The following is a 22546-nucleotide window of genomic DNA, read 5'->3' on the forward strand; positions in this document are numbered from 1 at the left end:
CTACCTCACTCGCACGCGCGGGTCGAGCCGCACGTAGACGATGTCGATCAGGAAGTTGGCGATCAGGACCGCCGCGGTCAGGGTGAGGAAGATCCCCTGCATCAGCGGGTAGTCCAGGGCCTGGACGGCGCGCAGCAGCTGGTAGCCGATGCCCGGGTAGGCGAAGACGACCTCGGTCAGCAGGGCGCCGCCGACGACGAAGCCGATGGACATGCCGAACGAGGTGATCGAGGGCAGCATCGCGTTGCGGGCGGCGTAGCGGAACATGATCCGGCCCTCCCGCAGGCCCTTGGCGCGGGCCATCGTGATGTAGTCCTCGGCCGACGTGGCGATCATCGTGTTGCGCATGCCGAGCATCCAGCCGCCGATCGAGACGGCGACGATGGTCACCGCCGGCAGGAACAGGTGCGTGAGCACGTCGCCGAGGAACTGCGGCGAGAACGACGGCTGCGACCCGAGAGTGAAGGCCTGCCCGATCGGGAACCACTTCAGCGAGACCGCGAACAGGAAAAGGGCGCCCATCGCGATGAAGAAGTAGGGGAACGAGCCGACGAAGACGAGCAGCGGCGGGAGGATCCGGTCGAGCACGCCGTTCCGCCGCCAGGCGACGACGATGCCGAGCAGGTTGCCGAGGACCACGGCGACGATCAGGGCGGAGCCGCCCAGGAGCAGGGTCCAGCCGAGCTGCGTCCCGATCACCTCGGTGACCGGGGTGGGGAACTGCGAGATCGACATGCCCAGGTGCCCGGTGAGCACGTCGCCGAGGTACTGCACGTACTGCAGCGGCAGCGGGCGGTCGTCGAGGCCGAAGAGGTGGCGGAACTGATCGATCTGCTCGTCGGTGAGCGTGCCCTGCATCGTGCCGATCATCCGGCCGACGGGGTCGCCGGGGATGAGGCGCGGGAGCAGGAAGTTGATCGTCAGCGACGCCCAGAAGGCGATGAGGTAGAAGCCGAGGCGGCGGAGCACGAAGGTCATGACTGCGGTCCTCCGGAGGATCGAAGGGAGGGGGAGGGGCGTCCCGCCCGGCGCGCGCCGGACGGGACGGACTCAGCGGGGGACACGGTCCGCGCGAGCCGGGAAGGGGCGAGCGGGGCGGCTCGGCGCGTCCTGGTACCAGTAGGCGACCGAGGACACGTCGTCCGAGCGCTCGACGAGGTCCGGGCCGACCTGCCCGATCTGCTGCAGGGTCACCCGCAGGCTCGAGTGGAAGTAGATCGGGTCGGGCTCGTGCCAGCGGTACATGCCGTGGACGGGCGCCATCGCGGTCGCGTAGACCGCCTGCTGCGACTCGTCCCGGGTGGCGTAGGTCGGGTAGCCGACGTACGGGGCGCTGTAGGTGAGGACCTGCGGCTCGAACTCCTTCGACAGCCTGTCCTGGAACGCCCAGGCCCCGCCGTAGTAGTCCTCGGTGCCGGTGCCGCAGATCGTCGGGTGCTCGGTGTCGCCGTCGAGGAAGAACTTCATCTCGCCCTCGCCCCACCAGTAGCGCTCCAGCTGGACGATCGTCAGCGAGGTGCCGACGAGGACGCCCGAGCCCTCGACACCGTCGAGGACCGTGTAGTCCACGCCGCGCACCGTCGGGTTCTCGCGCCGGTACTCCGCGTGGAAGCGCAGCGGGCCGATCGCCGACGCGTCCTGCTTCTCGACGTAGTCGATCTGATAGAACAGCCCGCCGACATCGACCGGGTGCTGGTTCTCGATGGTGATCCGCGCGCCCTCGGCGAACGGCATCGCGAAGTAGGCGTTCATCCCGCCGGTCGGCGCGACGAGCACGAGGCTCGAGGTGACCAGGCTCCGCTGGCCGTTGCCGTTGCAGAAGAAGTCGCCGAGCGGCGCCTCGACGGCGGGCGTCTCGGAGCCGTCCCAGTACATCCGCAGCACCAGGTCGCGCAGCACGAAGCCGACGGCCTCGGTGTGCGTGCCGACCGTGAACCAGACGTGCCGGATCTCGCCGGCGCCGGAGAGATCGGCCAGCACGGTCGTCTCGCCGGCGGGGAGGGTGATGCACGGGGCGCCCTTCCGACCGGGGCCGAGGATCGAGGCGGCGCGCCCGCCCTCGCCCGGCGCACCGGTCGGGTTCTCCGCCGTGACGGACCGCGAGCGGTCCCCAGCGGTCAGTGCGGCGTTCGAGCGGGTCAGGAACTCGCTGCTCATCGGTCGTCCTCCTTCTCGTCCTGGATGCTCCGGAGCTCCCCGGAGACCTCGATGCGCCCCTCCTGCGCGAAGACCGCGAGGGAGTCGCCCCGCTGGTCGTAGCCGCGGAAGGTGAAGGCGGACGTGCCGCCGAGGTAGACGACCGAGACCTCGCCGTCGAACACGACGGTCATCGCCAGCTCGCCCTCCGGCGCCTCGAACGGGCGCACGTCGAACGGCGCGTCCGAGCCGAACCGGTCGAGGCGGTCGATCCGCACGCGGTGCTTCCCGGGCTCGATCGTCACGGAGTAGCCGGAGCGGCCGGTCTCGTCGGTGCGCAGCTCCACGCCGAACGCCTTCGTGCCGGGCTGCGGCGTGAGCACGAGGTCGACGAGTCCCGTGTGCGGCATCCGGGTGAGGACCAGCCGCTCGAAGTCGTGCTCGGAGCCCACGCTCGTCGCAGCGAGGGCGACCGGAGCGGCCGCCCGATCCCGCTGCAGCGTCCGGCGGGTCAGGGCCGCCTCGACGACGCGGAGCGTGCCGTCCTCGTTCTGCAGCAGCTCGTGCACGACGAGGTTCCCGCCCCAGAGCCACGGCGCGCCGTCCTTGCCGACGGCGTAGTTCGGGCACCAGCCGACGAGGTAGCGGCGCTCGCCGTCGGAGATCGTCTTCGCGGCGTAGAGGCCGAGGCCGTCGAGCTCGTCGTCGTCCGGCGCGGTCCAGGGGCCCTCGAGCGAGGTCGCCGTGCGGTACCGGGTGACGGTGCGGTCGGTGAGGGTGGAGTAGACGAGGTACCAGCGGTCGCCCATCCGGAACAGGTCGGGGCACTCGTGCATCGAGAACAGGCCGGGCGCCCAGAGCGGCTCGCCGACGGTCCAGGTCAGGCCGTCGAGCGAGGTGGCGGTGGCCGTCACTCCCCGGCGCAGGGCAGGACCCTCGAGGCTCTGGCCGGCGATCAGCATCAGGTACGTGCCGTCCTCCTGCTCGAGGACGAAGGGGTCGCGCCACTCGTGGGCGTCGTAGCGCTCGGCGTCGGCGACGAGTGCGAAGCCGGCGTCCTTCTCCCAGGTGACGAGATCGGTGCTGGTGGCGCGGAGGACGGTCTGGTGACGGCCGCCCTGCTCCTTCTGCCACTCGCCGAAGCCGGTGTAGTAGGCGTACCAGCGGTCGCCGATGCGGATCACGCTGCCGGTCGCCGCCGAGGCGTCGGCGTCGCGGAGGCCGCCGCGGCGGACGGCCGGGCCGTGCTCCTCGAACTCGACGAAGTCGGTCGTCGAGACGTGCCACCAGTCCGTCTCGATGCGGTCGTGGGTGTCGTCGGCGTAGCGCTTGAGGTAGAAGACGTGGAACACGCCGTCCGCGAAGTAGGGGATGGTGTCGCCGAGGCGCGCGCGCTCGGGCTTGTAGAACAGGGTCACGGGAGTCGCTTTCGAGAGGGGGGGGGCGGCGGGACCCGGGGGCCCCGCCGCCGACGGCGGGGACTAGCGCGGGTGGATGGTGGTCAGCACCTTGACCGTGCTGGACGACTCGGGGGAGAGGGTCGCGTAGGGGTCCTCCTCGCTCGGCCAGCCGACGAAGGTGGTGCTGTTGTACGCGCCCCACTCCGGACCGGGGAACAGCGGGACGGTCGGCGCCTGCTCGGAGTAGAGGGCCTGCAGCTGGTTCATCACCGAGCGCTGCTCGTCCTCGCTCGTCGCCGCGGCGAACTGATCGAGCAGGACGTCGGCCTGCGGGTCGCAGAAGCGCTGGAAGTTCTGCGTGGCCTGCTCGCCCTCGGGCTGCACCGTGCGGCAGGAGAGCATGCCCCGGTAGAACTCGTAGGGGGTGACGCCGGTCTGGCTCCAGGCGATGTTGCCCTGGAAGGTGCCGCCGAAGAGCGCCTGGTTGATCTGCGACCAGTCCTGCACCTTGAGCGGGGCGTCGACGCCGATGGCCTTCATGTCGTCGGAGATCACCTGCGCGACCGCGATCCAGTCGGTCGAGGCCGAGCCGACCCCGATCGAGAACGAGACGGGGGTGCCGTCGGGCGCGACGCGCATGCCGTCGGAGCCCTTCGCGTAGCCGGCCGCGTCGAGCATCGCGTTCGCGGCGTCGACGTCGTAGGTCGTCCAGTCGCACTGGGCGACGACGGTCTCGTCGCGCCAGGAGTCGTAGGCGTCGCTCAGCCCGGTGCAGTCGGCGGGGTGGGTGTAGCCGCTCATGCCGGTCGCGGCGACCTTGTCGCGGTCGATGCCCATGCTGATCGCCTTGCGCAGCTGCACGTCGTCGAACGGCGCCTGCGTGGTGTTGAGCGTGAGCGAGACCGTGTTGCCGACGGCGGGGAACCAGTAGCCGCGGTGCTCGGGATCGGGGTCCACGTAGGTCTTCTGGATGTCCTGGATGAAGCCGAGGCCGAAGTCGATGTCGCCGTTGATCGCCGCGATGTTGGCGGCGTCGTTGGCACCGTAGGCGATGACGCGGATCCCGGAGTAGTCGGCCTTGTCCGTCTGCCAGTAGTCCGGGTTCCGCAGCAGGTCGAAGGACTGTGCCGAGAAGCTCTGCACCTGGGTGAACGGGCCCGAGCCCACCGGGTCGGGGTTCTGGAAGGTGGCCGGGTCGTCGACGTCCTTCCAGACGTGCTCGGGCACGACGACCTGGACGCCGAGCTCGTAGAGGCCCGGGGTGTACGGGCGGTTGAAGGTGTAGACGACGGTCTTCTCGTCGGGAGCCGCGACGGAGTCGACGTAGTCGTAGGTCGCGTCGCCGAGGACCTTCCGCACCAGACCGAAGGTGTAGGCGACGTCCGCGGCGGTGAGCGCCTCGCCGTCCGACCAGGTCAGGCCGTCGTTCAGCGTGAAGGTGAGCTGCAGGCCGTCGTCGCTCCACTGGTAGCCGCTGGCCAGCCAGGGCTCGATCTCGCCCTTCGCGAGGTTCGTCACCATCGGCGACTCGTAGATCGCCCGGTTGGTGATCTTGAGCGCGGACGGCGAGAACGGGTTGAAGTTGCGGGTGAAGGAGGCGTTGCCGATCGAGGCGATCCGCAGGGTGTCGCCGGTGCTCGTGCTCGGAGCGGTGGTGCAGCCGGCGGCGCCGAGGGCGACCGCGGTGGCGAGGACCGTGGGGACTACTAACGCGCGCCAGAAGCGTCGCGCAGAAGGTCGGGACATGGTTTTTCCTTTCGACTGTGAATGGAACGGGCGAGCGCCGGGGGCCGGGATCGTCGCCGCGGGGTGCGCCTCCGCCGGGGCGGAGGGAGTCAGGGGTGGGGAGGGAGCCGTCTCGGTGGAGGGGTCGGGGTCAGGCGGGGCCGGGGTCAGGCGGGGTCGGGGTCAGGCGGGGCCGGGGTCAGGCGGGGTCGGGGTCAGACGGAGTCGCGCAGGATCGGAGGGCAGCGGACGGTGAGCCGCGGCACGTCGTGATCGCCGGGGCCGCGCACGAGGAGCTCGGCGCCGAGCCGGCCCATCTCGCGGAACGGCAGGGCGATGGTGGTGAGCGAGGGACGGAGATAGGCGGCGATGACCTCGTGATTGTCGAAGCCGACGATGGAGAGGTCGGTCGGGATGCCCAGGCCGGCCTCGCGGGCCGCGTCGTAGGCGCCCATGGCGATGCGGTCGTTGCCGCAGAACAGGCCGTCGGGCCGCGCGCGGGCGAGCAGGGCCCTCGTGGCGTCGTAGCCCGACGTCGCGTCCGCGCCGCCGGCCACGATCAGCGCGGGGTCGACCGGGACACCGGCCTCCTCGAGCGCCTGCCGGTAGCCGGCGAGGCGGCCGCGGGCCGCGTCGAGGTGCTCGTCGATCCCGACGAGCGCGATGCGGCGGCGACCGCGCTCGAGCATCAGCCGGGTGGCCGTGTAGCCGCCGTCCTGCTCGTCGGGGACGATCGAGGGGTGCGTGCCGGCCTCGTCGTAGCAGTGCACGAGGGCGACGTCGATGTCGTCGAGCTCGCGCGGGATCTCGATGGCGCGGTTGTAGGTCGTGGCGATCATCACTCCGCCCACCCGGTGCTCGAGCATCATCTCGACCGACTTGCTGTCCGGGCGGTCGGGCGTCGGGGTGCCGACGATGATCAGCGACTTGCCGTGCTCCCAGAACCACTCCTGAGCGCCGGCGATCAGCTCGCCGGCGAAGGGGGTCGAGACGATGTCCGTGACCAGTCCGAACAGGTCGGTGGTGCGGCCGGCGAGGGCGCGGGCGCCGGCGTTCGGCCGGTAGCCGAGCTCGGCCGCCGCGGCGAGGACCCGGGCCTTCGTCTCGCTCGAGACCTGCTTCTCGTCGTTGAAGGCGAACGAGACCGCCGAGCGGGAGACGCCGATGTGGCGCGCCACGTCGCTCATCGTGACTGCTCTGCGTGTCATCCGGCAACCTCCCTGTCGCGCGCCAGAAGCAAACTAACGCGCGTTAGACGCGGCTGTCAAGAGCGGGCGAGCAGGCCGCCGCGGGACTCTCGAGCGGCGCGCAGCGAGAGCCGGGTTCCGCCGGACGGTGGATCTTCGGGGAAGAGGCGCCCGCAGACATGCTGGTCGAGTACCGCGCAGCGCGTATCGAGACCCTCGCTCCAGCGGACGGTGGCTCTCGATGCGCCCGCGGCGGGCTGCGCGATCAGCAGGCGGGGGCCGCTCCGCGGGCTACGCCGGCGGCTGCTCCGGCATCGCCGCCGTGCCCGTGGCGCGCAGGCGCTCCTTGACGAGCTCCGGGAAGAGGGGGCGGCCGTAGAAGTAGCCCTGGGCCCGGTCGGCGTGCAGGCTCGTCAGCAGCTCGTGAGCGGAGGTCGTCTCGACGCCCTCGACGATCGTGTGCATGTCGAGGTCCGAGACCAGGTTGATGATCGAGCGGAGGATCGTCGCGTGCCGGGGGTTCTCCTCGTCGGCGAGGAAGACGCGGTCGATCTTGACGATGCTCAGCGGCACCGTCAGCAGCGCCGCAGCGGCCGCGTGCTCCTGGCCGTAGTCGTCGAGCGCGATCGCGATGCCGTCCGCGGTGAGGGCGCGGACCCGCTCGATGACGGCCTCGTCGACGTGCCCGATCGAGCCCTCCGTCAGCTCGAGGCAGAGCTGGATGCCCTGCTCGGCGGTGCGATGCGCGCAGATCACCTCGGTGACGCCGTCGTGCATCAGCTGCTCCGCCTCGATGTTGACGCTGAGGAACGTGACCGACGGATCGATCGCACGGAACTCGATCATGCAGGCCACCGCCTGGTCGACGATCTGCACCGTCAGCTCGTCCAGCAGGCCCAGCGAGCGCGCGATGTCGACGAGCGTGATCGGACTCAGCGCGGTGCCGTCGGTCCGGGTGTAGCGGGCCAGCGCCTCGAAGCCGACGATGCGCCGCTCGGCGACGTCGATCACCGGCTGGAAGGCGACTCGCACCGTCCCGTCGGCGACGGCGACGCGGACCTCGGCGACGAGATCCAGCTCCTTCGACTCCGCCTCCTGCACCGCCGCGTCCTGAGCCTCCTCGCCCTTGCGCTCCTTCTTCGTCTCGTACATCCGCTCGTCCGCCTCCTGCATCACCCGGTCGAATGAGCCGCCGTCGACAGCGACCGGGGCGCCGATGCTGATGCGGGGGTGGAGCTCGGCGTCGCCGACGACCAGCGGCCGCTCGACGGCGCGCGCGATCCGGAGCGCGACGGCTCCGGCGGTGACCGAGTCCAGGAGGACGGCGAACTCGTCGCCGCCGATGCGCGCGACCACGTCGTCCCCGCGCACGCTCTCGCGGATGCGACGGGCGACCTCCTGCAGGACGGTGTTGCCCGTCGAGTGGCCGTGGGTGTCGTTGACGGCCTTGAAGTCGTCGAGATCCATGAACAGCACCGCCCGCTCCTCCTGGTCGCTGATCGCCGCGAACTCCTCGTACAGGCCGCGGAGGTTGCTGAGACCGGTGACCGAGTCGGTCGTGGCCTGGTCGCGCAGCACGCGGGTGCTGCGGCGATCGTAGAGGGCCTGGGTCGCGATGTGCGCGAGGGCGAGGAGGGTGCGGTGCTCGAGTGCGGTGAAGCCGCCGGAGTCGGGGCGCCGCGTCAGGACAACGTGCCGCAGGCCCAGGCCGGGCGTGGTGATCGGCGCCGACAGCTCGAACGCGCGCCCGGGAGTGACGGAGATCCGCGTGCTCGCTGACGGGATCGCCGTGCGGGCCGCCCGCTCGAGCGTCTCGAAGATCGCCTCCTGGTCGCCCCACGGCAGAGCGAGTGCCGCTTCGATCAGGCCGTTCAGCTTGCGCTCGATCCGGGCGCGGCGGAGGTACTGGCTGACCACGGCGACCGCCAGCGCGACGATCAGGAGCGTGTTCGCCGAGCGGATCTCGAGGCCGGCGCCGAGCTCGATGCGCTCGACCCCGGCGGAGAGGTGCGCGCCGTAGGCGAGGGCCACCAGCACGATGTTGAGGCCGAGGGCGAGCAGCACCCGGTCGGGCCGGAGCGCCGGCCGCGGCACGTCGCTGACCTCGGCCAGGGTCAGCCAGGCCTGCAGGTACTCGGCTCCGATAGAGAGCAGTCCGTAGGCCAGCACCGCCGGCACCGCCGCGAGGACCGGCCACCAGCCCGTCTGCGGGAAGAGGGAGAGGACGAGCAGGAACGCCCCGCCCGACAGCGCGGCGAGTCCGGTCCAGTAGACGACGGCGGCCCAGGGGCGCCGCGAGATCAGCTGGAACAGTGCGATCGCGAGCACCCACAGCAGCAGTGCCTGGACGCGCGGCACGTCCTGGGCCAGGAAGGCGAGCACCGACACGCCGACCCCGAAGGTGACCGTGCCGATGCCGGAGGCGAGCTCGAGCCGGAACGAGGCCGTGATCCACATCGCGGCGAGCAGCACCAGGAACGCGAGCCACAATCCGGGGAGCGCCGGTGCGTGCGGGACGAGCAGGACCAGCGTCAGGAGGAGGCCCGCGCCGCCGACGCCGAGCCGGAGGGCGCGCACCGAGCGCGGTCCGCTGCGCTCCGAGAGCACCTCGGGTGAGGCCGGCGGATCCTCGGCTCGCGCCGTCGAGTACCCCGCAGCCGCATCGCTCATGCGTCGGCCACCCCCTTCACACCGCATCGGCCGCCTGGAGACCCGGCGCGTGACCACCTTGGCAGAGACGCGGAGCCCCCGCCCGCGCCAGGAGGCGGGGCTGCAGGCACGGTGGGTCTCCGGGCCGGTCGCTCAGTCGTCCGCGGCGAGGACCCGCACGTCCCACGGGCCGAGCTCGAGCTCGGCGCCGGCGGGCAGCTCGACTCCGGTCAGCACATCGGTGGCCGCGGCCGGCAAGGCGTAGACCGAGGGCTCCCAGGACCAGTTGTGCACGAAGCGGATCCGCTCGCCGTGGCGGTTGGTCGCGCTGGTGACCGTCTGCGACGCGGTCGCGCGGCGCCATCCCGACGCGGCGTCGCCGACGGCCCAGGACATCAGGGCCCGCGCCAGCTCGAGGTCCGGCACGGTGCCGACGGTCGTGACCCGGCCCGCGCCGTGCGCGCGCGTCGTGACGGCGGCGAACCGGCCGTGGTGCGGGTGGACGTAGCGCACCAGCACCTCGGCGTCGTCGGGCTGCAGGCCGTCGGCCCAGAGGGTCGCCGTCGCGCCGGGCGGCAGCGGGAAGCCCGACTCCGCGACGACCGGCAGCGGAACCGCGAGGTTCGCGAACTCGTCGTAGTGCACGCCCGCGGCTTCGTCGAGGAACGCCGGCTTGCGCTGCAGCCGGGCCCGCGCCTCCTCGTCCTCGTAGCCGGTGCGCACGCCCACGACCAGGTGCCCGCCCGCGGCCGCGTACGCCTCCAGCCACTGCAGCTGCGCGTCGTCGGCGATGGTGAACGCCGCGGCGACCAGCACGGGATGAGCGGCCGCGTAGGCGGCGGGCGACGTCCCGGTCAGCTGCGAGGGGTGCACCGTGTTCGACTGCAGCCCCGCGTCGAAGGCGCCGCGCGCGAAGGAGTCGAAGACAGCCTGGAAGGTGCGCGTCGACGCGACGGGCACGCCGCGGGCGGCCCCGGTGCCGTGCGCCGAATCACTGAACGAGGGGTACTCCTCGAGCGCCCACTTGCTCTCGTTCGAGAACAGGATCGCCACATCGGAGTCGGGGGTCAGCTCGGTCACCCGGTCGCCGGCGGCAGCGAAGTCGGCACCCAGCGCGGCGATCTGCTCGTAGACCCGGCCCGGCTCCTGCGAGTGCGGCAGGATCCCGCCCCAGTAGGTCTCGGCGCCGTGGTGCAGCGTGTGCCAGTGCCAGTACTCGATCATCGTCGCGCCCCGCGAGACCAGAGCCCAGGCGGCCTGGCGCCACTGCCCGTCGTAGCCGGGCTCGTTCGACCACGGCATGCCGATCGCCTGCGCATCGGTCTCGGTCACCAGGAACGGCGCCTGCCTCGATCCGTACATGCGGTCCGCGGTGGCGTAGAGCGCCCAGGTGCCCGAGGTCGTCCAGTGCTGATCGAACACCCGCGCGTCCGGCAGCTCGAGCCCGTCCTGCATCCGGTAGTAGGGATTGCCGGCGGCGATGTCGAGGGAGCGCACGAGCTCCTCGTCCTGCACCGTCCTGCGCTCGTAGGAGATGCAGGTGGTGACGAACTGGTCGTCGCGGCCGGCCCACGCGGTGATCTCCCGGACCATGTCGGCCTGCCAGCCGATGAAGTCCGTGGTCAGCGAGGCCTGGAAGCGGCGCCAGGCCAGGTCGTACTGCGGCTGCTGATTGGCGTCCGGGGTCCAGAGGTCGGCCCAGGTCGACAGGCGGTGCGACCAGTAGGTCAGCCCCCACTCGTCGTTGAGCGTCTCGACAGTGTCGTAGCGCGCGCGCAGGTGGTCGACGAAGCGCTGGAAGACCTGCCGGTTGTGGAAGATCTCGTTGCCGGGCTCGTTGTCGACCTGGAAGCCGATCACCGCGGGATGCGCGGCGTAGCGCTCGACGATCCTCCGGATCAGCCGCTCGGCGTGGAAGAGGAAGGCCGGGTGCGAGTAGTCGATCTCCTGCCGGGCACCCCAGCCCATCGGCCGACCGCTCGAGCGCTCGACGTTGATCTCGGGGTACAGCCGAGCGAGCCACATCGGCGCCGCGTAGGTCGGCGTGCCCAGCACGACCGCGATGCCGTGCTCGTGGGCCGCATCGAGCACGGGCTGCAGCCAGTCGAGCGCGAAGACGCCGTTCTCGGGCTCCCAGGTCGACCAGACCGACTCGCCGACGCGCACGACCGTGAAGCCCGCGGCCTTCATCAGCCGGAAGTCCTCGGCGAGGTCGCGGCGGCCCAGCCGGGAGGTCGGCTGGTACTCGTGGTAGTAGGCCGCGCCGAACAGGATGCGGTCGGTGAGGTGCTGCATGGGAGGGCCTTTCGGACGTTCGGGAGAGGAGTGGCGGAGGAGGGCGGTGGGGGTGTCAGCCCTTGACGGCGCCCGCGGTCAGCCCGTCGAGCAGCTGCTTGCGCAGCAGGAAGAACACCAGGATCGTCGGCACCGAGGCGAGGACCGCGCCCGCCAGGACGAGGTCGTAGGAGCGGTTCTCCGACGCGAAGAGGATGTTCAGGCCCAGTGGGATCGTGTACTGCGACGAGTCCGAGAGCAGCACGAGCGGCCAGAGGAAGCTGTTGTAGCTCTGCAGGAAGCCCCAGACGCCCAGCGCTCCGAGGGAGGGGCGCAGCAGCGGCAGAACCACGCGCCAGAAGGTGCCGAACTCGCTGTTGCCGTCGATCCGGGCCGCCTCGATGATCTCGTCCGGGATCGACTGGACGATGAACTGCTGCATCATGAAGATCCCGAACGCGGGAGCGACCCACGGCACGATCAGCGCGAACCACGGGTTCGAGAGCCCCGCCTTCACGATCAGGATGAACAGCGGCACCAGGATCACGACGAACGGCACCGACAGCGACGAGAACATGATCGTGAAGAGCACCTTCTTGCCGCGGAAGGCGAACTTCGCGAAGCCGTAGCCCGCCATCGCGCAGACGAAGACCGAGACCGCGGTCGCGAGCAGCGAGGTGCCGACGCTCATGCCGAACCAGGCCCAGAAGGGCTGCGTGGTCAGCAGGTTGACGTAGTTGTCGGTGGTCGCGGGGTTCGGGACGAGCGACGGGGGAGTGGAGAAGATGTCGCCGCGGTTCTTGAACGAGCCGCTCAGCGCCCACAGCAGCGGGAACACGAAGACGAGCAGCAGGGCCGAGAGGGTGACGTAGAGCAGTCCGCGGCGGGCGCGCTCGCCGCCGCTCGCCCGGCGCTGCCTCCGCGGGATGCGGCGCTCCGGAGCGTCGGCGGTGACGATTCCCGTGGTGGCGGTCATGAGGTTCTCCCGATGGCGAGGGCGCGGTTGAGGATCTGGCTGACGGCGAAGACGAGCACGAAGAGCACGACTCCGGCCGCGGCGGCGTAGCCGAACTGCTGGCGTTCGAACGCGGCGCGGTAGATGAACATCGAGACGGAGAGGGTCGCCTCGCCCGGTCCGCCCCGCGTGAGCAGGTACGGCTCGTCGAAGAGCTGGGCGGCGCTGATGAAGGAGGTGACGACGACGAACGCGGTCACCGGGCGGATCGCGGGGAGCGTGACGGTGCGGAACTTCGCGAGCACGCCGGCGCCGTCGAGCTCGGCCGCCTCGTACAGCTCCTTCGGCACGGCCTGCAGTGCGGCGAGGAAGAAGATCGTCAGGTAGCCGACCGTGCGCCAGAGCAGGACGAAGCCGATCGCGACCTTGGCCAGCGTCGGGTCGCCGAGCCAGTCGATGTCGCCGAACCCGAAGACCGCGCGGATCAGCGAGTTCAGGAGTCCGTAGCTGCGGTCGAAGATCAGGCTGTAGATCAGCGCGATGACGATCGGCGAGAGCACCATCGGGATGAAGAAGGTGAGCCGGAAGAGGTCGCGCGCCTTGAGCCCGCGGGCGTTCAGGCCCTGCGCGATCAGCAGCGAGCACGGCACGATGACGAACACCGCGATCAGCGTGTAGATCAGCGTGTTCACCAGCGCGACGCCGAAGCTCGTGTCGCCGAGCAGGTTCCCGTAGTTGGCCAGCCCGACGAACTCGGGGGAGCCGAGGCCGACCCACTCGGTGAGGCTGAGGTAGATCGCCGCACCGACCGGGACGATCATGAACAAGGCGTAGAGCAGGTAGAACGGCGCGATGAAGAGGTACGGGGCCCGGCCGCCGGAGGTGTTCAGGCGCTTCCGCTTCGCGGCGCGCCGGGCCTCGAGCGGGGAGCCGCCGCGGCCGTCCTGAGCGGAGGCGGGCGCCCCGGCCGTGGTGAGAGTCGACATCATCGATCCTTAGCTGCGGGCCTGGCCGCGGAAGTCCTCGGCCGTGGCGCGGAGCGCCTGCGCCGGGGAGAGGGTGCCCTTGTAGGCCTGGAGGAGGTAGCCCGACAGCACGGTCGTGAGGATCTGCTGGTCCTGGCTCTGGAAGAGCGACGGGACCTCGTCGATGATCTCGCCGTAGACGTCGAAGAGCGCCTGGCCGCCGAAGTAGTCGTCGGTGATCGTCGCGAGCTCGGGGTCGTCGTAGACCGAGCGCAGTGTCGGCAGATAGCCGAGGTCGCGGTAGCGCTTCACCTGCTGGGCCGGATCGAGGTAGGCGGCGAGGACGAGCTCGACCGCGGCGTCGCTGTTGGCCTTGCCGGTGACCGCGGCGAAGCCGGTGCCGCCGCCCACGGCCGTGCGGCTGCCGCCGTTCGCGAAGCGGGGGAGCGTCTTCACCCGCCAGAGGCCGGCCTGCTCGGGCACGTTCGGCTTGATGCCGTAGCTCGAGTACCAGGTGGGCATGTCGACCCCGAGGATCGAGCCCTGCTTCAGGCCGCTCTGCATGCTCGGGCCGTAGTAGTCGGCGACGGTCGTGAAGAAGCCGGAGGCGAGTCCGTCGACCGCGAACTGCAGGGCCTCCTCGGCCTCCGGAGTGGCGAGGTCGAGGTTCCCGTCACGGTCGAAGAGCTGTCCGCCGCGCTGCATCAGCAGCAGCTGGTAGCCCTGCACGACCTGCGGCAGATCGCTTCCGACGGAGAGCGCGCCGAAGGACACGCCCTCCCGCGCGCTGATCTCGCCGCCGACGCGGGCGAACTCCTCCCAGGTCTCGAGGTCGGTCGGCACGCCGAGGCGCGCGAACTCGTCCTCCCGGTAGTAGTAGACGGCGAGCGGAGTGTCGGAGTCGAGCGCGTAGAGGGCGCCGTCCTTGCTGAACGCGTCGACGCGGGCGGCGATCAGGTCGTCGCGGTAGGGGGCGGTCGCCTCGGTGAGGTCCACCAGCAGCTCGGGGGCGATCGAGCCGCGGAGCGTGCGGGCGAAGTTCGCGACCTCGATGCCGACGAGGTCCGGCGTGCCGGAGCCGGCGACGGCCTGCGCGATCAGCTTGGTGACAATGTCGGTCGCGCCGATCTTGGTGACATCGAGCGAGTAGGAGAAGTCGGTGCGCGCATCGGCGAGGGCGAGCGCCTCCGTGAAGAACGTCACGTAGCCGTCGTCGTGCGTCCAGAACGAGAGGTCGACGGCTCCGGACTCGACGGCCGCCTGCGGGCCGGTCGCGGCGCACGAGGCGAGCAGGGAGGCGAGGGCCGCCGAGCCGCCGGCGGCGGCGCCGAGACGGAGCAGCCCGCGGCGCGAGAGCGCGGGGGACAGTGGGTGCATGGAGGAGCTCCTTCGGAGAAGGGGGAGGGACGGGCCTGCGGGCGCGCCGGAGGGACCGCGCGGAGGCGGCTCGTGCTGACCGCACGGACGGCGGTGGGAAGGGACGGGGAGGGCGGGAAGGGGGAGCCGAGGGCCGAGAGCCGGGACGGGGAGCTACGGGGCAGGGAGGTACGGGACGGGGAGCTACGGGACAGGGACGGGCGACGCGGGCGCCAGCGCCGCGCGCTCGGGGTTCGCGGGCCCGCTGGATGCGCGGACGATCAGCTGGGCGGGGACCGAGCGGTGCCGCTCGGTCGGCGCGTGGCCGTCGAGGGTGCGGATCATCCGGTGCATCGCGATGCGCGTGACCTCGGCGAAGTCCTGCTTGACCGTGGTGAGCGGCCGGTGCAGGAACTCCGAGATCGGGTCGTCGTCGAAGCCGACGACGCTGAGGTCCTCAGGGATGCGCAGGCCGGCGGCCTCGGCGGCGTGGATCGCCCCGACGGCCATCTGGTCGTTGGCGGCGAAGACGGCGGTGACGTCGCGCCGGTGCAGGATCGACGCCATCGCCTCCGCCCCCGAGCGCGGGCTCCAGTCGCCGCTCAGCACGGGCGGCTCGGCAGCGTCGGCGTCGGCGAGGGCGGTCCGCCAGCCGTCGATGCGACGGCGGGTGGCCGACCAGGTGCCGGCGCCGGCGATGTGCCAGACCGTCTCATGGCCGAGGGCGAGGAGGTGCTCGGTGGCGCTGCGGGCGGCCCCGGCCTCGTCGGTGCCGACGACGAGCTCCTCGGGGCGGTGCGCCTCGCTCGGGTGGTCGAAGCTGAGCACCGTGACGTCGGCGGGGATGGTGAGGCGCGGATGCCCGAAGTCGACCGGCTCCGAGAGGATGATGCCGTCGACGCCCTGATCGACGAGGGCGTCGACCGCTTCCTGCAGCTCCGCGCCGCTGTTCTGTGCCGTGCGCACGACGCTGAGGGAGTAGCCGGCGGCACGGGAGGCCTGCTCGACGCCGTCGAGGATCGCGGACGGACCGTAGAGGGAGGTGCTCATCGTCACCATGCCGATCCGGCGGCTCCGCTGGGTGACCAGCGCTCGGGCGGCCGCGTTCGGCCGGAAGCCGAGGGTGCGGATCGCCGTGGCGACGCGCTCGCCGATCTCGGGGGAGACGTGCGCCTCCCCGTTGACGACGCGGGAGACCGTCTTCTGACTCACGCCGGCGGCGCGGGCCACATCGGCCATCGAGACCCGGCGACCGCGGTCGTCCGGCTGCGGCACGGCCTTCGATGCGTCCACGTCGCAGCTCCTTCGCTCGTCCTCGGACCCGAGGTTGACAGCGCAGTCAACTGCGCGGTCCGACGAGTACAACACGGTTTGACTGCGTAGTCAATTGCGATCGTCAGAGGCCGCGCACGCCTCGCACGAAGAGTGAGGACGGATGCCTGCTGATCGAATAGCCCGCAGAGCGAGGATCCATGCTGATCGAGTAGTCCGCGCAGCGGGGATCCATGCTGATCGAGTAACCCGCGCAGCGGGGATCCATGCTGATCGAGTAACCCGCGCAGCGGGCGTATCGAGATCCACCCGCACCAGAAGGCGGGTCTGCAGACCACCCCGCGGAGGACGGCGGGTCTCGATACGCCGCCTGCGGCGGCTACTCGACCAGCATGCAAGGGGCACGCCGGCATGCGGCCGTCGAGCGCGGATGCATGTTGATCGAGTTGCTCGCGCAGCGGGCGTATCGAGATCCACCAGCGTCAGAAGACGGGGCTACTCGACCAGCAGGGGAGGTCAGCCGCCGAGGGTCACGCGGAGGAGCTTCTCGCTGCTGTTGTTCGGGATGCTGTCCTTGTCGCCGGTGTTGGAGGTCGTCATCCACAGGCCGCCCCGGCCGTCGGGCTCGACCGTGCGCAGGCGGCCGTAGGTGCCGACGAAGGCGGAGGTCGGGGTGGCCAGCGCGTCGCCGGTGATCGGGGCGCGGTAGAGGCGGGTGCCGCGGAGGCAGGCGATGTAGACGACGTCGCGGACGACCGTGAGGCCGGAGCAGGAGCCGGCGGAGGTCGGGTACGTCGCCTTCGGGGCGAGGAAGCCGACGGTGCCGCAGCTGCCGGAGGTGCCCTCGCAGGCCGGCCAGCCGTAGTTGCCGCCGCGGACGATGAGGTTGGTCTCGTCCATGACGCTGTTGCCGAACTCCTGCTCCCACAGACGGCCCTGCGAGTCGAAGGCGAGCCCCTGCGGGTTCCGGTGCCCGTAGCTCCAGACGGCGTTCCCGAACGGGTTGTCGGCGGGGATGCTGCCGTCCGGGTTGATCCGCAGGATCTTGCCGCTGAGCGAGTTCAGGTTCTGCGCGGTGGCGGTGTTCTGGCCGTCGCCGGTGCTGACGTAGAGCTTGCCGTCGGGGCCGAAGCGCAGGCGTCCGCCGTTGTGGTACTTGTTCCGCAGGATCCCGGAGGCGAGGACCTGCACCGTGCTCGTGTCGAGGCGGTCGCCGACGAGCTTGAGGCGGATCACCCGGTTGTCGGTGGGGGAGGTGTGCATCACGTACAGCCACTGGTCGGTGGCGAACGTCGGCGACACCGCGATGCCCAGCAGGCCGCCCTCGCCGTCCGTGCTCTGCACGTTCGGCACCGTCCCGAGGCTGGTCTTCACGCCCGTCGTGGGGTTGAGACGGACGATGTCCTGCGCGTCGCGGCGGGAGTAGAGCACGGTCCCGTCGGGGACGGTGGTCAGCCCCCAGGGGATGTCGGTGTCGGTGGCGACCTGGGTGACGGTGCAGAACGCGGTGCTGCAGGCGCCGCCCGTGGTCACCGCGGCGGCGGCGCTGCGAGCGGAGGTGTTGCCCTGGGCGTCGACGGCCGCGACCGTGTAGGAGTAGGCGGTGTTCGCCGCGAGGCCGTTCTCGGTGAAGGTCGTGACGGGCGCCGTCGTGCCGCTGCCGGCGACCGTGCCGACCTGCGCGGAGCCGCGGAAGACGGTGTAGCTGCGCACCCCGACGTCGTCGGTGCTCGCGGTCCAGGTGAGGGTGACGGCCGTGCCGGTCGCCCGCGCGGTGAGCCCGGTCGGACGAGTGGGCGCCTGCGTGTCGGTGCTGCACTGCGGGATGGTGACGGCGACGGTGGCGCTCGCCTGCGAGACGTTGCCGGCGGCGTCGCGGGCGTTCACGTAGAGCCCCCACTGCGCGCCCGGCACCACGTCGAGGCCGGTCGACAGGACGTTCCCGGCGACCGACGTCATGAACTGGCCGTCGTGGTACACGTCGTATCCCGCCACTCCGACGGCGTCCGTGGACGCGTTCCAGGAGAAGGTCGCCGTGCGGCAGGCGAGGTTCGTCACCCGCGGGCTCCCCGGCGCGGACGGGGCCGTGGTGTCCGCGACGGCCGCGCTGGTCCGCCATTTCTGCCACTCCCCGCCGGCGCAGGCCGCGATCTGCACCGACGAGCGGTTCGCCGTCTTCCGGTCCTTCACGCTCAGGCAGAGGCCCGAGGCGACGGCGCGGATCGTGCCGTCGCTCTCGACTCGCCAGCGCTGCCCGTCTCCGCCGACGCAGTCCGAGATCTGCACGTCGGCGCCTGCCGTCGTCGCGCGGTTGCGCACCTCCAGGCACTTCGCGCCGCCGTAGACGGTGATCTCGCCGGTCGTGGCGATCGTCCACTTCTGGTTGGCGCCGCTGTTGCAGTCGTAGAGGACCACGATCGTCCGGTTCGCGGTCGACCCGTTCGGCACGTCGAGGCAGCGCTTCGAGGCGACCCCGGTGATCGGGCCGACCACGGGTGCTGCCGCTGCTGCCGCCTGCGCCGGAGCGGGAGCCGCCTGAGCGGGAGCGCCCGAGACGATGAGCGCGACGGCCAGCACGGCGACGGCGAGACTGCGGGGGACAGCGGATCGGCGGACAGCGGATCGGCGGATAGTGAAACGCATCAGCGGGTTCCTCTCCAGGTGGAGCGACCGTGCGCCTGCACGACTCGCCCAGTGCCGACCCTGGCACTCGGGACGACCCGCGACAACCGGTCCCGGCTGTCATCTCGCGCCAGCCCCTACCCCCGAACGAGCGAGACCCGTCACCCCACGACCGGTGACCGCCCTGCTCCGCCAGGGCGGGGGCCGCGGTCGCGAGCGTGCCGTGATCGGCGCCTCCGCGGAGCATGGACACGCTGCCCGAGGCGACGGAAAATGGAAGACGGAGGTGGTTCCCATGGTCGAGGTGATCAGGAGAGCGAACAGCCCGCAGCGTCGGATCGCTGCGGGACAGGCGGATCCGATCAGCGACCGCGAGCGCGAGCAGCTCGAGGAGCTGCGCCAGACCTTCGTCCGCCGCTTCGGCAAGGACCCGGACGCTCGGCCGACCACGAAGACGGCCTGACGGCTCCGGGTCAGCTCGCCCGGCTCAGCCAGTAGTCGACCGCGTCCGGGGTGGGGCGGCCGGTGACGCGGACGACGTCGCCGAACTCCAGGACGCTGTCGGGAGACTCCTGGAACGAGGGCCAGCGCTCCCCGCCGGGGGTGTCCGGCTCGTCGCCCGCGACGAAGGCGAGCCGGCGCCCGCTCATCTCGCTCTCGAGCCGGCGGTCGACCTCCGTGTAGTCGGCGTCGCCGTCCGCGCCGAGGTTGCCGAACGCGTACATGACCTCTGCGCCGTGATAGGCGCCGAAGCGCTCCAGGCCGCGGCCGGGCGGGGTCCGGGTGAAGGAGTAGACGTGGACGGGCGCCGTCCCCGAGGCGGCGGCCGCGAGTGCCCACCGGCGCATGGGCGCGGTCATCGACTCGTCGGTGCCGGCCCGCAGGCGCGACTCCGTGACCTGGTCCGCGTCGCCGCCCGGGTACAGCTCGAGGAAGCGGTCCGCATCCTGGCCGTAGTCCTCCCGCGCCTCCCGGGCCCAGGTCTCCGGGTCCGAGTCGACGCCGCTGATCAGGTCGAGCGACGTCTCGTCGGAGTTGCTGCCGAGAAGGAGGGGGACGTCGTTCTGCCGCCCGGCCGCGTAGACGGCGCTCGGGGTGTCCACGAGGACCACGCCGTCGACGGTCGGCCACCAGTGCGTCGAGAGGCTCTTCGCGGCCTCGGCGATGCGCGCGGCCGGCATCGCCCGCATCTCCGCCAGGCTCGCCCCGCCGAGGGCCTCGCTCAGGCCGACCGCCGCCTCGCGCGCCACGGCGGCGGTGTCGTAGAGGTCGCCCTGGTCGCGGTCGCCCGCCGTTCCCCGGCAGCCGCCGCTCTCGCCGATGATCCCGTGCAGGAGTCCGGCCGCCAGCGGCGAGGCGCCGAGGAGGCAGGCGCTGCCCGAGCCGGCCGACTGACCGGCGACGGTCACCCGGTCCGGGTCTCCGCCGAACGCGGCGATGTTGTCCTGCAGCCAGTGCAGCGCGGCGACCTGGTCGAGCAGGCCCTGGTTGCCCGGGGTGCTGCCACCGAGGGCGTCCTCGTCGAGGAAGCCGAAGACACCGAGCCGGTAGTTGAGTGTGACGACCACGGTGCCGCCAGGAGAGGCCAGCGCCGTGCCGTCGTAGGCGGGCAGAGCGCCGGAGCCGGCCACGAATCCGCCGCCGTGCAGGTAGACGAGCACGGGGCGGGGCTCGGCGGCCGCGGCGGACGGCCGCCAGATGTTCAGGTGCAGGCTGTCCTCGTCCGTGTCGTAGCCGCCGAGCAGCGTCTCCTCCAGCGGCAGGTCGAGCACGCGGGTGGCGGCCCGGGAGACGAACGACGGCTCGGGCTGGACGGCCGAGGGTCCGAAGTCGTCGGCGACGAGGACGGTCGAGCGCTGCGGGGCCGGGCTCGGCGCCGCCCAGCGCAGCGCCCCGACCGGCGGAGCGGCGTAGGGGATGCCGGCGAACGCGTCGACACCGGCCGCGGCGTCCCGCACTCCGATGACGTCGCCCTGGGCGGTCGCCACCGGTGCCGTGTGCGGACCGTCGAGGGTCCGGGTCGCGGGCGGCGGACCGGCCGCGAGCGCTGCGGCTCCGACGACACCCGCGGCCGCGACCCACGCCGCTCCCCGGACGAACCATCGCCGGCGCCGCCACGTCCTCGCGGCGAACGCCACCAGTGCCAGAGCCGCAGCGACGACGAGCCAGCCCCACCACGGCACCTGATTCAGCCAGGCGAGCACCGCCCCGACGAGGCCGACGACCGCCAGGGGCAGCCACGGCGACCTCCGTCGAACCCCTCCCGACGCTTCGTCCGCCGGGTCTGTCTCTGCTTTCAGTACGTTTCGCATCGAATACAGAACGTACTGAAGAAGTGCGCGCCGAGCAAGGTCCCGCCTAGGCTGACGCTGTGAACACCGGCGACCCCACCCCGGTCCGGCGTCGGAGCGAGACGCGACGACGCCTCCTCGCGGCGGCCGCCACCCTCTTCGAGAGCAGCGGCACCATCGGCCAGCGCGTCGAGGACATCTGCGCGCAGGCCGGCTTCACCCGCGGCGCCTTCTACTCCAACTTCGCCGGCGTCGACCAGCTCTACCTCGCTCTGCACGAGGAGCAGGCCGCGCGGGTGTGGGGGCGGCTGCACCTCGCCCTCGAAGCCCAGGTGCAGGAGGACGGCCGCGAGGAGACGCTCGACGACGCCGTGCGCGCCCTCCTCGACGCGCTGCCCACCAGCCGCGAGTGGTTCTCCCTGCGGTCGGTGCTGCTGGCGCGGGCCGCCGCCGACCCGGCCTTCGCCGCGCTGATGCTGATCGACGACGGCCGCGTCCCTCGCGAGCTGGGGGAGCGGTTCGTCGCCCTCGCCGCCGTGCACGGCCGCGTCCCGATCGTCGAGCCGTCCGTCCTGGCGAAGGCCGTCGTCGCGGCGCACGTCGGCACCGTGAGCCAGTGGCCCGTGGACGCCGACGCGGCGCTCACCCAGCGCGTGACGATCGCCGCGGTGCTCCGCGGGCTGACCGTCGAGGCCGCCGCGACTCAGTGAGCGGAGACGCCGGCCGAGGCGAGGCGCCGCGCGAGCCGGTAGGCGTTGCGGGTCGAGTCGAGCGTCGCCGCTCCGGTGCCGACGATGTCGAAGGCGGTGCCGTGGGCCGGCGTGCAGATCGGCAGGTCGAGCCCGGCCTCCAGCGTCACCCCGCCGTCGAAGGCCCGGGTCTTCAGCGCGATCTGGCCCTGGTCGTGGTACATCGTGACGATCCCGTCGAAGGAGCCGTCGAAGCCCCTCCGGAACAGGGTGTCGCAGGGGAACGGCCCCGCCGCGTCGAGCCCGGAGGCGACCGCGCGCTCGACTCCCGGGCGGATCCGGGTGATCTCCTCGTCGCCGAAGAGGCCGTGCTCGCCGGCGTGCGGGTTGAGCGCGCAGACGGCGATCCGCGGGGCCGGAGTGCCCGCGCCGACCAGTAGATCGTGCAGGAGCACGATCGACTCGAGGACGCGGTCGCTCGTGACGAGGTCCGCGACCTCGCGGAGGGCGACGTGGGAGGTCACCCGGGATGTCCAGAACGACGTGGTGACGTTCACCTCCGAGGCCGTGTGCGAGCCCGTGAGGCGGTTCTCGAACCAGCGCATCTCGTCCGGCTCCGTCATCCCCGCCTCGTGCAGGGACGTCTTGTTCAGCGGGCCGAAGACCAGCCCGCCGATCTCGCCCGCTGCGTGCAGCTCGAGTCCGCGCTCGAGGCAGGCGAGCGCCCACCGTCCGCTCGCGGCACTCACGGCACCGCGAGCGGACGGCCAGGGGCCGGCCGGCTCGACCAGGCGGACGCGACCGGGCTCCAGGATCCCGTCGAGAGCGACCGCGAGGCCGCTCCGCTCCAGCCCCTCCGCCAGCTCCTCGCGGGAGGAGACGACGACGAGCGGGTCGGCCGCCGAGCCCCGCAGCTCGTCGAGCAGCCGCACGACGAGCTCGGGGCCGACGCCGGCGGGGTCTCCGGTGGTCACGGCCAGGGGGATCGTCATGAGGGTCCTCTCGTCGTCGGCGACGTCCGCCGG

16 protein-coding genes are annotated in these 22546 nt (G+C 71.7%); 2 read left to right on the top strand and 14 right to left on the bottom strand.

Translation table 11 applies throughout. The features are described 5' to 3' along the window. The 12 genes from EDF43_RS12610 to EDF43_RS12665 form a co-directional block, all read right to left on the bottom strand. Positions 1-978 carry an ABC transporter permease gene (locus EDF43_RS12610; protein ID WP_132437196.1) on the bottom strand — a complete coding sequence of 326 codons (978 nt, stop codon included), beginning with the start codon at positions 976-978 and terminating at the stop codon, positions 1-3. A 72-nt stretch (positions 979-1050) separates the two neighbouring features. Further along, positions 1051-2157, bottom strand: coding sequence for a glycoside hydrolase family 172 protein (locus EDF43_RS12615; protein WP_132437197.1), 1107 nt, complete (start codon positions 2155-2157; stop codon positions 1051-1053). Then, a complete protein-coding gene (locus EDF43_RS12620; RefSeq protein ID WP_132437198.1) occupies positions 2154-3554 on the bottom strand; it encodes a family 43 glycosylhydrolase in 1401 nt (466 codons plus the stop codon). Before EDF43_RS12620 ends, EDF43_RS12615 begins: the two co-directional genes overlap by 4 nt. Positions 3555-3617: 63 nt before the next feature. Further along, positions 3618-5282, bottom strand: a complete 1665-nt coding sequence (locus EDF43_RS12625) for an ABC transporter substrate-binding protein (RefSeq protein WP_132437199.1) — start codon at positions 5280-5282, stop codon at positions 3618-3620. 194 nt (positions 5283-5476) lie between these two features. Beyond that, the gene (locus EDF43_RS12630; protein WP_132437200.1) at positions 5477-6469 is read right to left on the bottom strand and encodes a LacI family DNA-binding transcriptional regulator; all 993 of its coding nucleotides are present in this window, start codon (positions 6467-6469) and stop codon (positions 5477-5479) included. Positions 6470-6739: 270 nt separating this feature from the next. Next, entirely contained in the window at positions 6740-9118 is a 2379-nt protein-coding gene (locus tag EDF43_RS12635; protein WP_132437201.1) for an EAL domain-containing protein, read from the bottom strand. 132 nt (positions 9119-9250) lie between these two features. Beyond that, the gene (locus EDF43_RS12640) at positions 9251-11392 is read right to left on the bottom strand and encodes a beta-galactosidase (RefSeq protein WP_132437202.1); all 2142 of its coding nucleotides are present in this window, start codon (positions 11390-11392) and stop codon (positions 9251-9253) included. Between the two features lie 55 nt (positions 11393-11447). Then, positions 11448-12347 (bottom strand): carbohydrate ABC transporter permease, encoded by a 900-nt coding sequence (locus tag EDF43_RS12645; protein ID WP_123703850.1) that lies wholly within the window; start codon positions 12345-12347, stop codon positions 11448-11450. Then, on the bottom strand, positions 12344-13312 hold the full coding sequence (locus tag EDF43_RS12650) for a sugar ABC transporter permease (RefSeq protein WP_123446502.1): 969 nt from the start codon (positions 13310-13312) through the stop codon (positions 12344-12346). The genes EDF43_RS12645 and EDF43_RS12650 overlap by 4 nt, the downstream gene beginning before the upstream one ends. A gap of 9 nt (positions 13313-13321) precedes the next feature. After that, positions 13322-14668: an extracellular solute-binding protein gene (locus tag EDF43_RS12655; protein WP_127886662.1), complete on the bottom strand. Its 1347-nt coding sequence runs from the start codon at positions 14666-14668 to the stop codon at positions 13322-13324. A 183-nt stretch (positions 14669-14851) separates the two neighbouring features. Next, a complete protein-coding gene (locus EDF43_RS12660) occupies positions 14852-15940 on the bottom strand; it encodes a LacI family DNA-binding transcriptional regulator (protein WP_243646305.1) in 1089 nt (362 codons plus the stop codon). 495 nt (positions 15941-16435) lie between these two features. Continuing rightward, a complete protein-coding gene (locus EDF43_RS12665; RefSeq protein ID WP_132437203.1) occupies positions 16436-18562 on the bottom strand; it encodes a PQQ-dependent sugar dehydrogenase in 2127 nt (708 codons plus the stop codon). A 274-nt stretch (positions 18563-18836) separates the two neighbouring features. On the opposite strand from EDF43_RS12665, the gene EDF43_RS21845 reads away from it, so the two are divergent. Further along, positions 18837-19004, top strand: coding sequence for a hypothetical protein (locus EDF43_RS21845; protein ID WP_165909100.1), 168 nt, complete (start codon positions 18837-18839; stop codon positions 19002-19004). A 10-nt stretch (positions 19005-19014) separates the two neighbouring features. Here EDF43_RS21845 and EDF43_RS12670 read toward each other — a convergent pair whose 3' ends face one another. After that, on the bottom strand, positions 19015-20745 hold the full coding sequence (locus tag EDF43_RS12670; protein ID WP_165909101.1) for a carboxylesterase family protein: 1731 nt from the start codon (positions 20743-20745) through the stop codon (positions 19015-19017). Between the two features lie 167 nt (positions 20746-20912). Between EDF43_RS12670 and EDF43_RS12675 the strand changes: the two genes are divergently transcribed. Continuing rightward, positions 20913-21542, top strand: coding sequence for a TetR/AcrR family transcriptional regulator (locus EDF43_RS12675; protein ID WP_132437205.1), 630 nt, complete (start codon positions 20913-20915; stop codon positions 21540-21542). Here EDF43_RS12675 and EDF43_RS12680 read toward each other — a convergent pair. Further along, entirely contained in the window at positions 21536-22513 is a 978-nt protein-coding gene (locus EDF43_RS12680) for a 4-hydroxythreonine-4-phosphate dehydrogenase PdxA (protein ID WP_132437206.1), read from the bottom strand. The genes EDF43_RS12675 and EDF43_RS12680 overlap by 7 nt on opposite strands. Positions 22514-22546: the final 33 nt, after the last annotated feature.

Source organism: Rathayibacter sp. PhB179, assembly GCF_004345345.1.
GTDB classification, from domain to species: Bacteria; Actinomycetota; Actinomycetes; order Actinomycetales; family Microbacteriaceae; genus Rathayibacter; species Rathayibacter festucae.

What these genes read in the sequence shown, in the direction of transcription:
- EDF43_RS12610 (WP_132437196.1), bottom strand. Translation starts at nt 978, where the DNA reads ATGACCTTCGTGCTCCGCCGCCTCGGCTTCTACCTCATCGCCTTCTGG.
- EDF43_RS12615 (WP_132437197.1), bottom strand. Translation starts at nt 2,157, where the DNA reads ATGAGCAGCGAGTTCCTGACCCGCTCGAACGCCGCACTGACCGCTGGG.
- EDF43_RS12625 (WP_132437199.1), bottom strand. Translation starts at nt 5,282, where the DNA reads ATGTCCCGACCTTCTGCGCGACGCTTCTGGCGCGCGTTAGTAGTCCCC.
- EDF43_RS12630 (WP_132437200.1), bottom strand. Translation starts at nt 6,469, where the DNA reads ATGACACGCAGAGCAGTCACGATGAGCGACGTGGCGCGCCACATCGGC.
- EDF43_RS12635 (WP_132437201.1), bottom strand. Translation starts at nt 9,118, where the DNA reads ATGAGCGATGCGGCTGCGGGGTACTCGACGGCGCGAGCCGAGGATCCG.
- EDF43_RS12640 (WP_132437202.1), bottom strand. Translation starts at nt 11,392, where the DNA reads ATGCAGCACCTCACCGACCGCATCCTGTTCGGCGCGGCCTACTACCAC.
- EDF43_RS12645 (WP_123703850.1), bottom strand. Translation starts at nt 12,347, where the DNA reads ATGACCGCCACCACGGGAATCGTCACCGCCGACGCTCCGGAGCGCCGC.
- EDF43_RS12650 (WP_123446502.1), bottom strand. Translation starts at nt 13,312, where the DNA reads ATGTCGACTCTCACCACGGCCGGGGCGCCCGCCTCCGCTCAGGACGGC.
- EDF43_RS12655 (WP_127886662.1), bottom strand. Translation starts at nt 14,668, where the DNA reads ATGCACCCACTGTCCCCCGCGCTCTCGCGCCGCGGGCTGCTCCGTCTC.
- EDF43_RS12665 (WP_132437203.1), bottom strand. Translation starts at nt 18,562, where the DNA reads ATGCGTTTCACTATCCGCCGATCCGCTGTCCGCCGATCCGCTGTCCCC.
- EDF43_RS21845 (WP_165909100.1), top strand. Translation starts at nt 18,837, where the DNA reads ATGGTCGAGGTGATCAGGAGAGCGAACAGCCCGCAGCGTCGGATCGCT.
- EDF43_RS12680 (WP_132437206.1), bottom strand. Translation starts at nt 22,513, where the DNA reads ATGACGATCCCCCTGGCCGTGACCACCGGAGACCCCGCCGGCGTCGGC.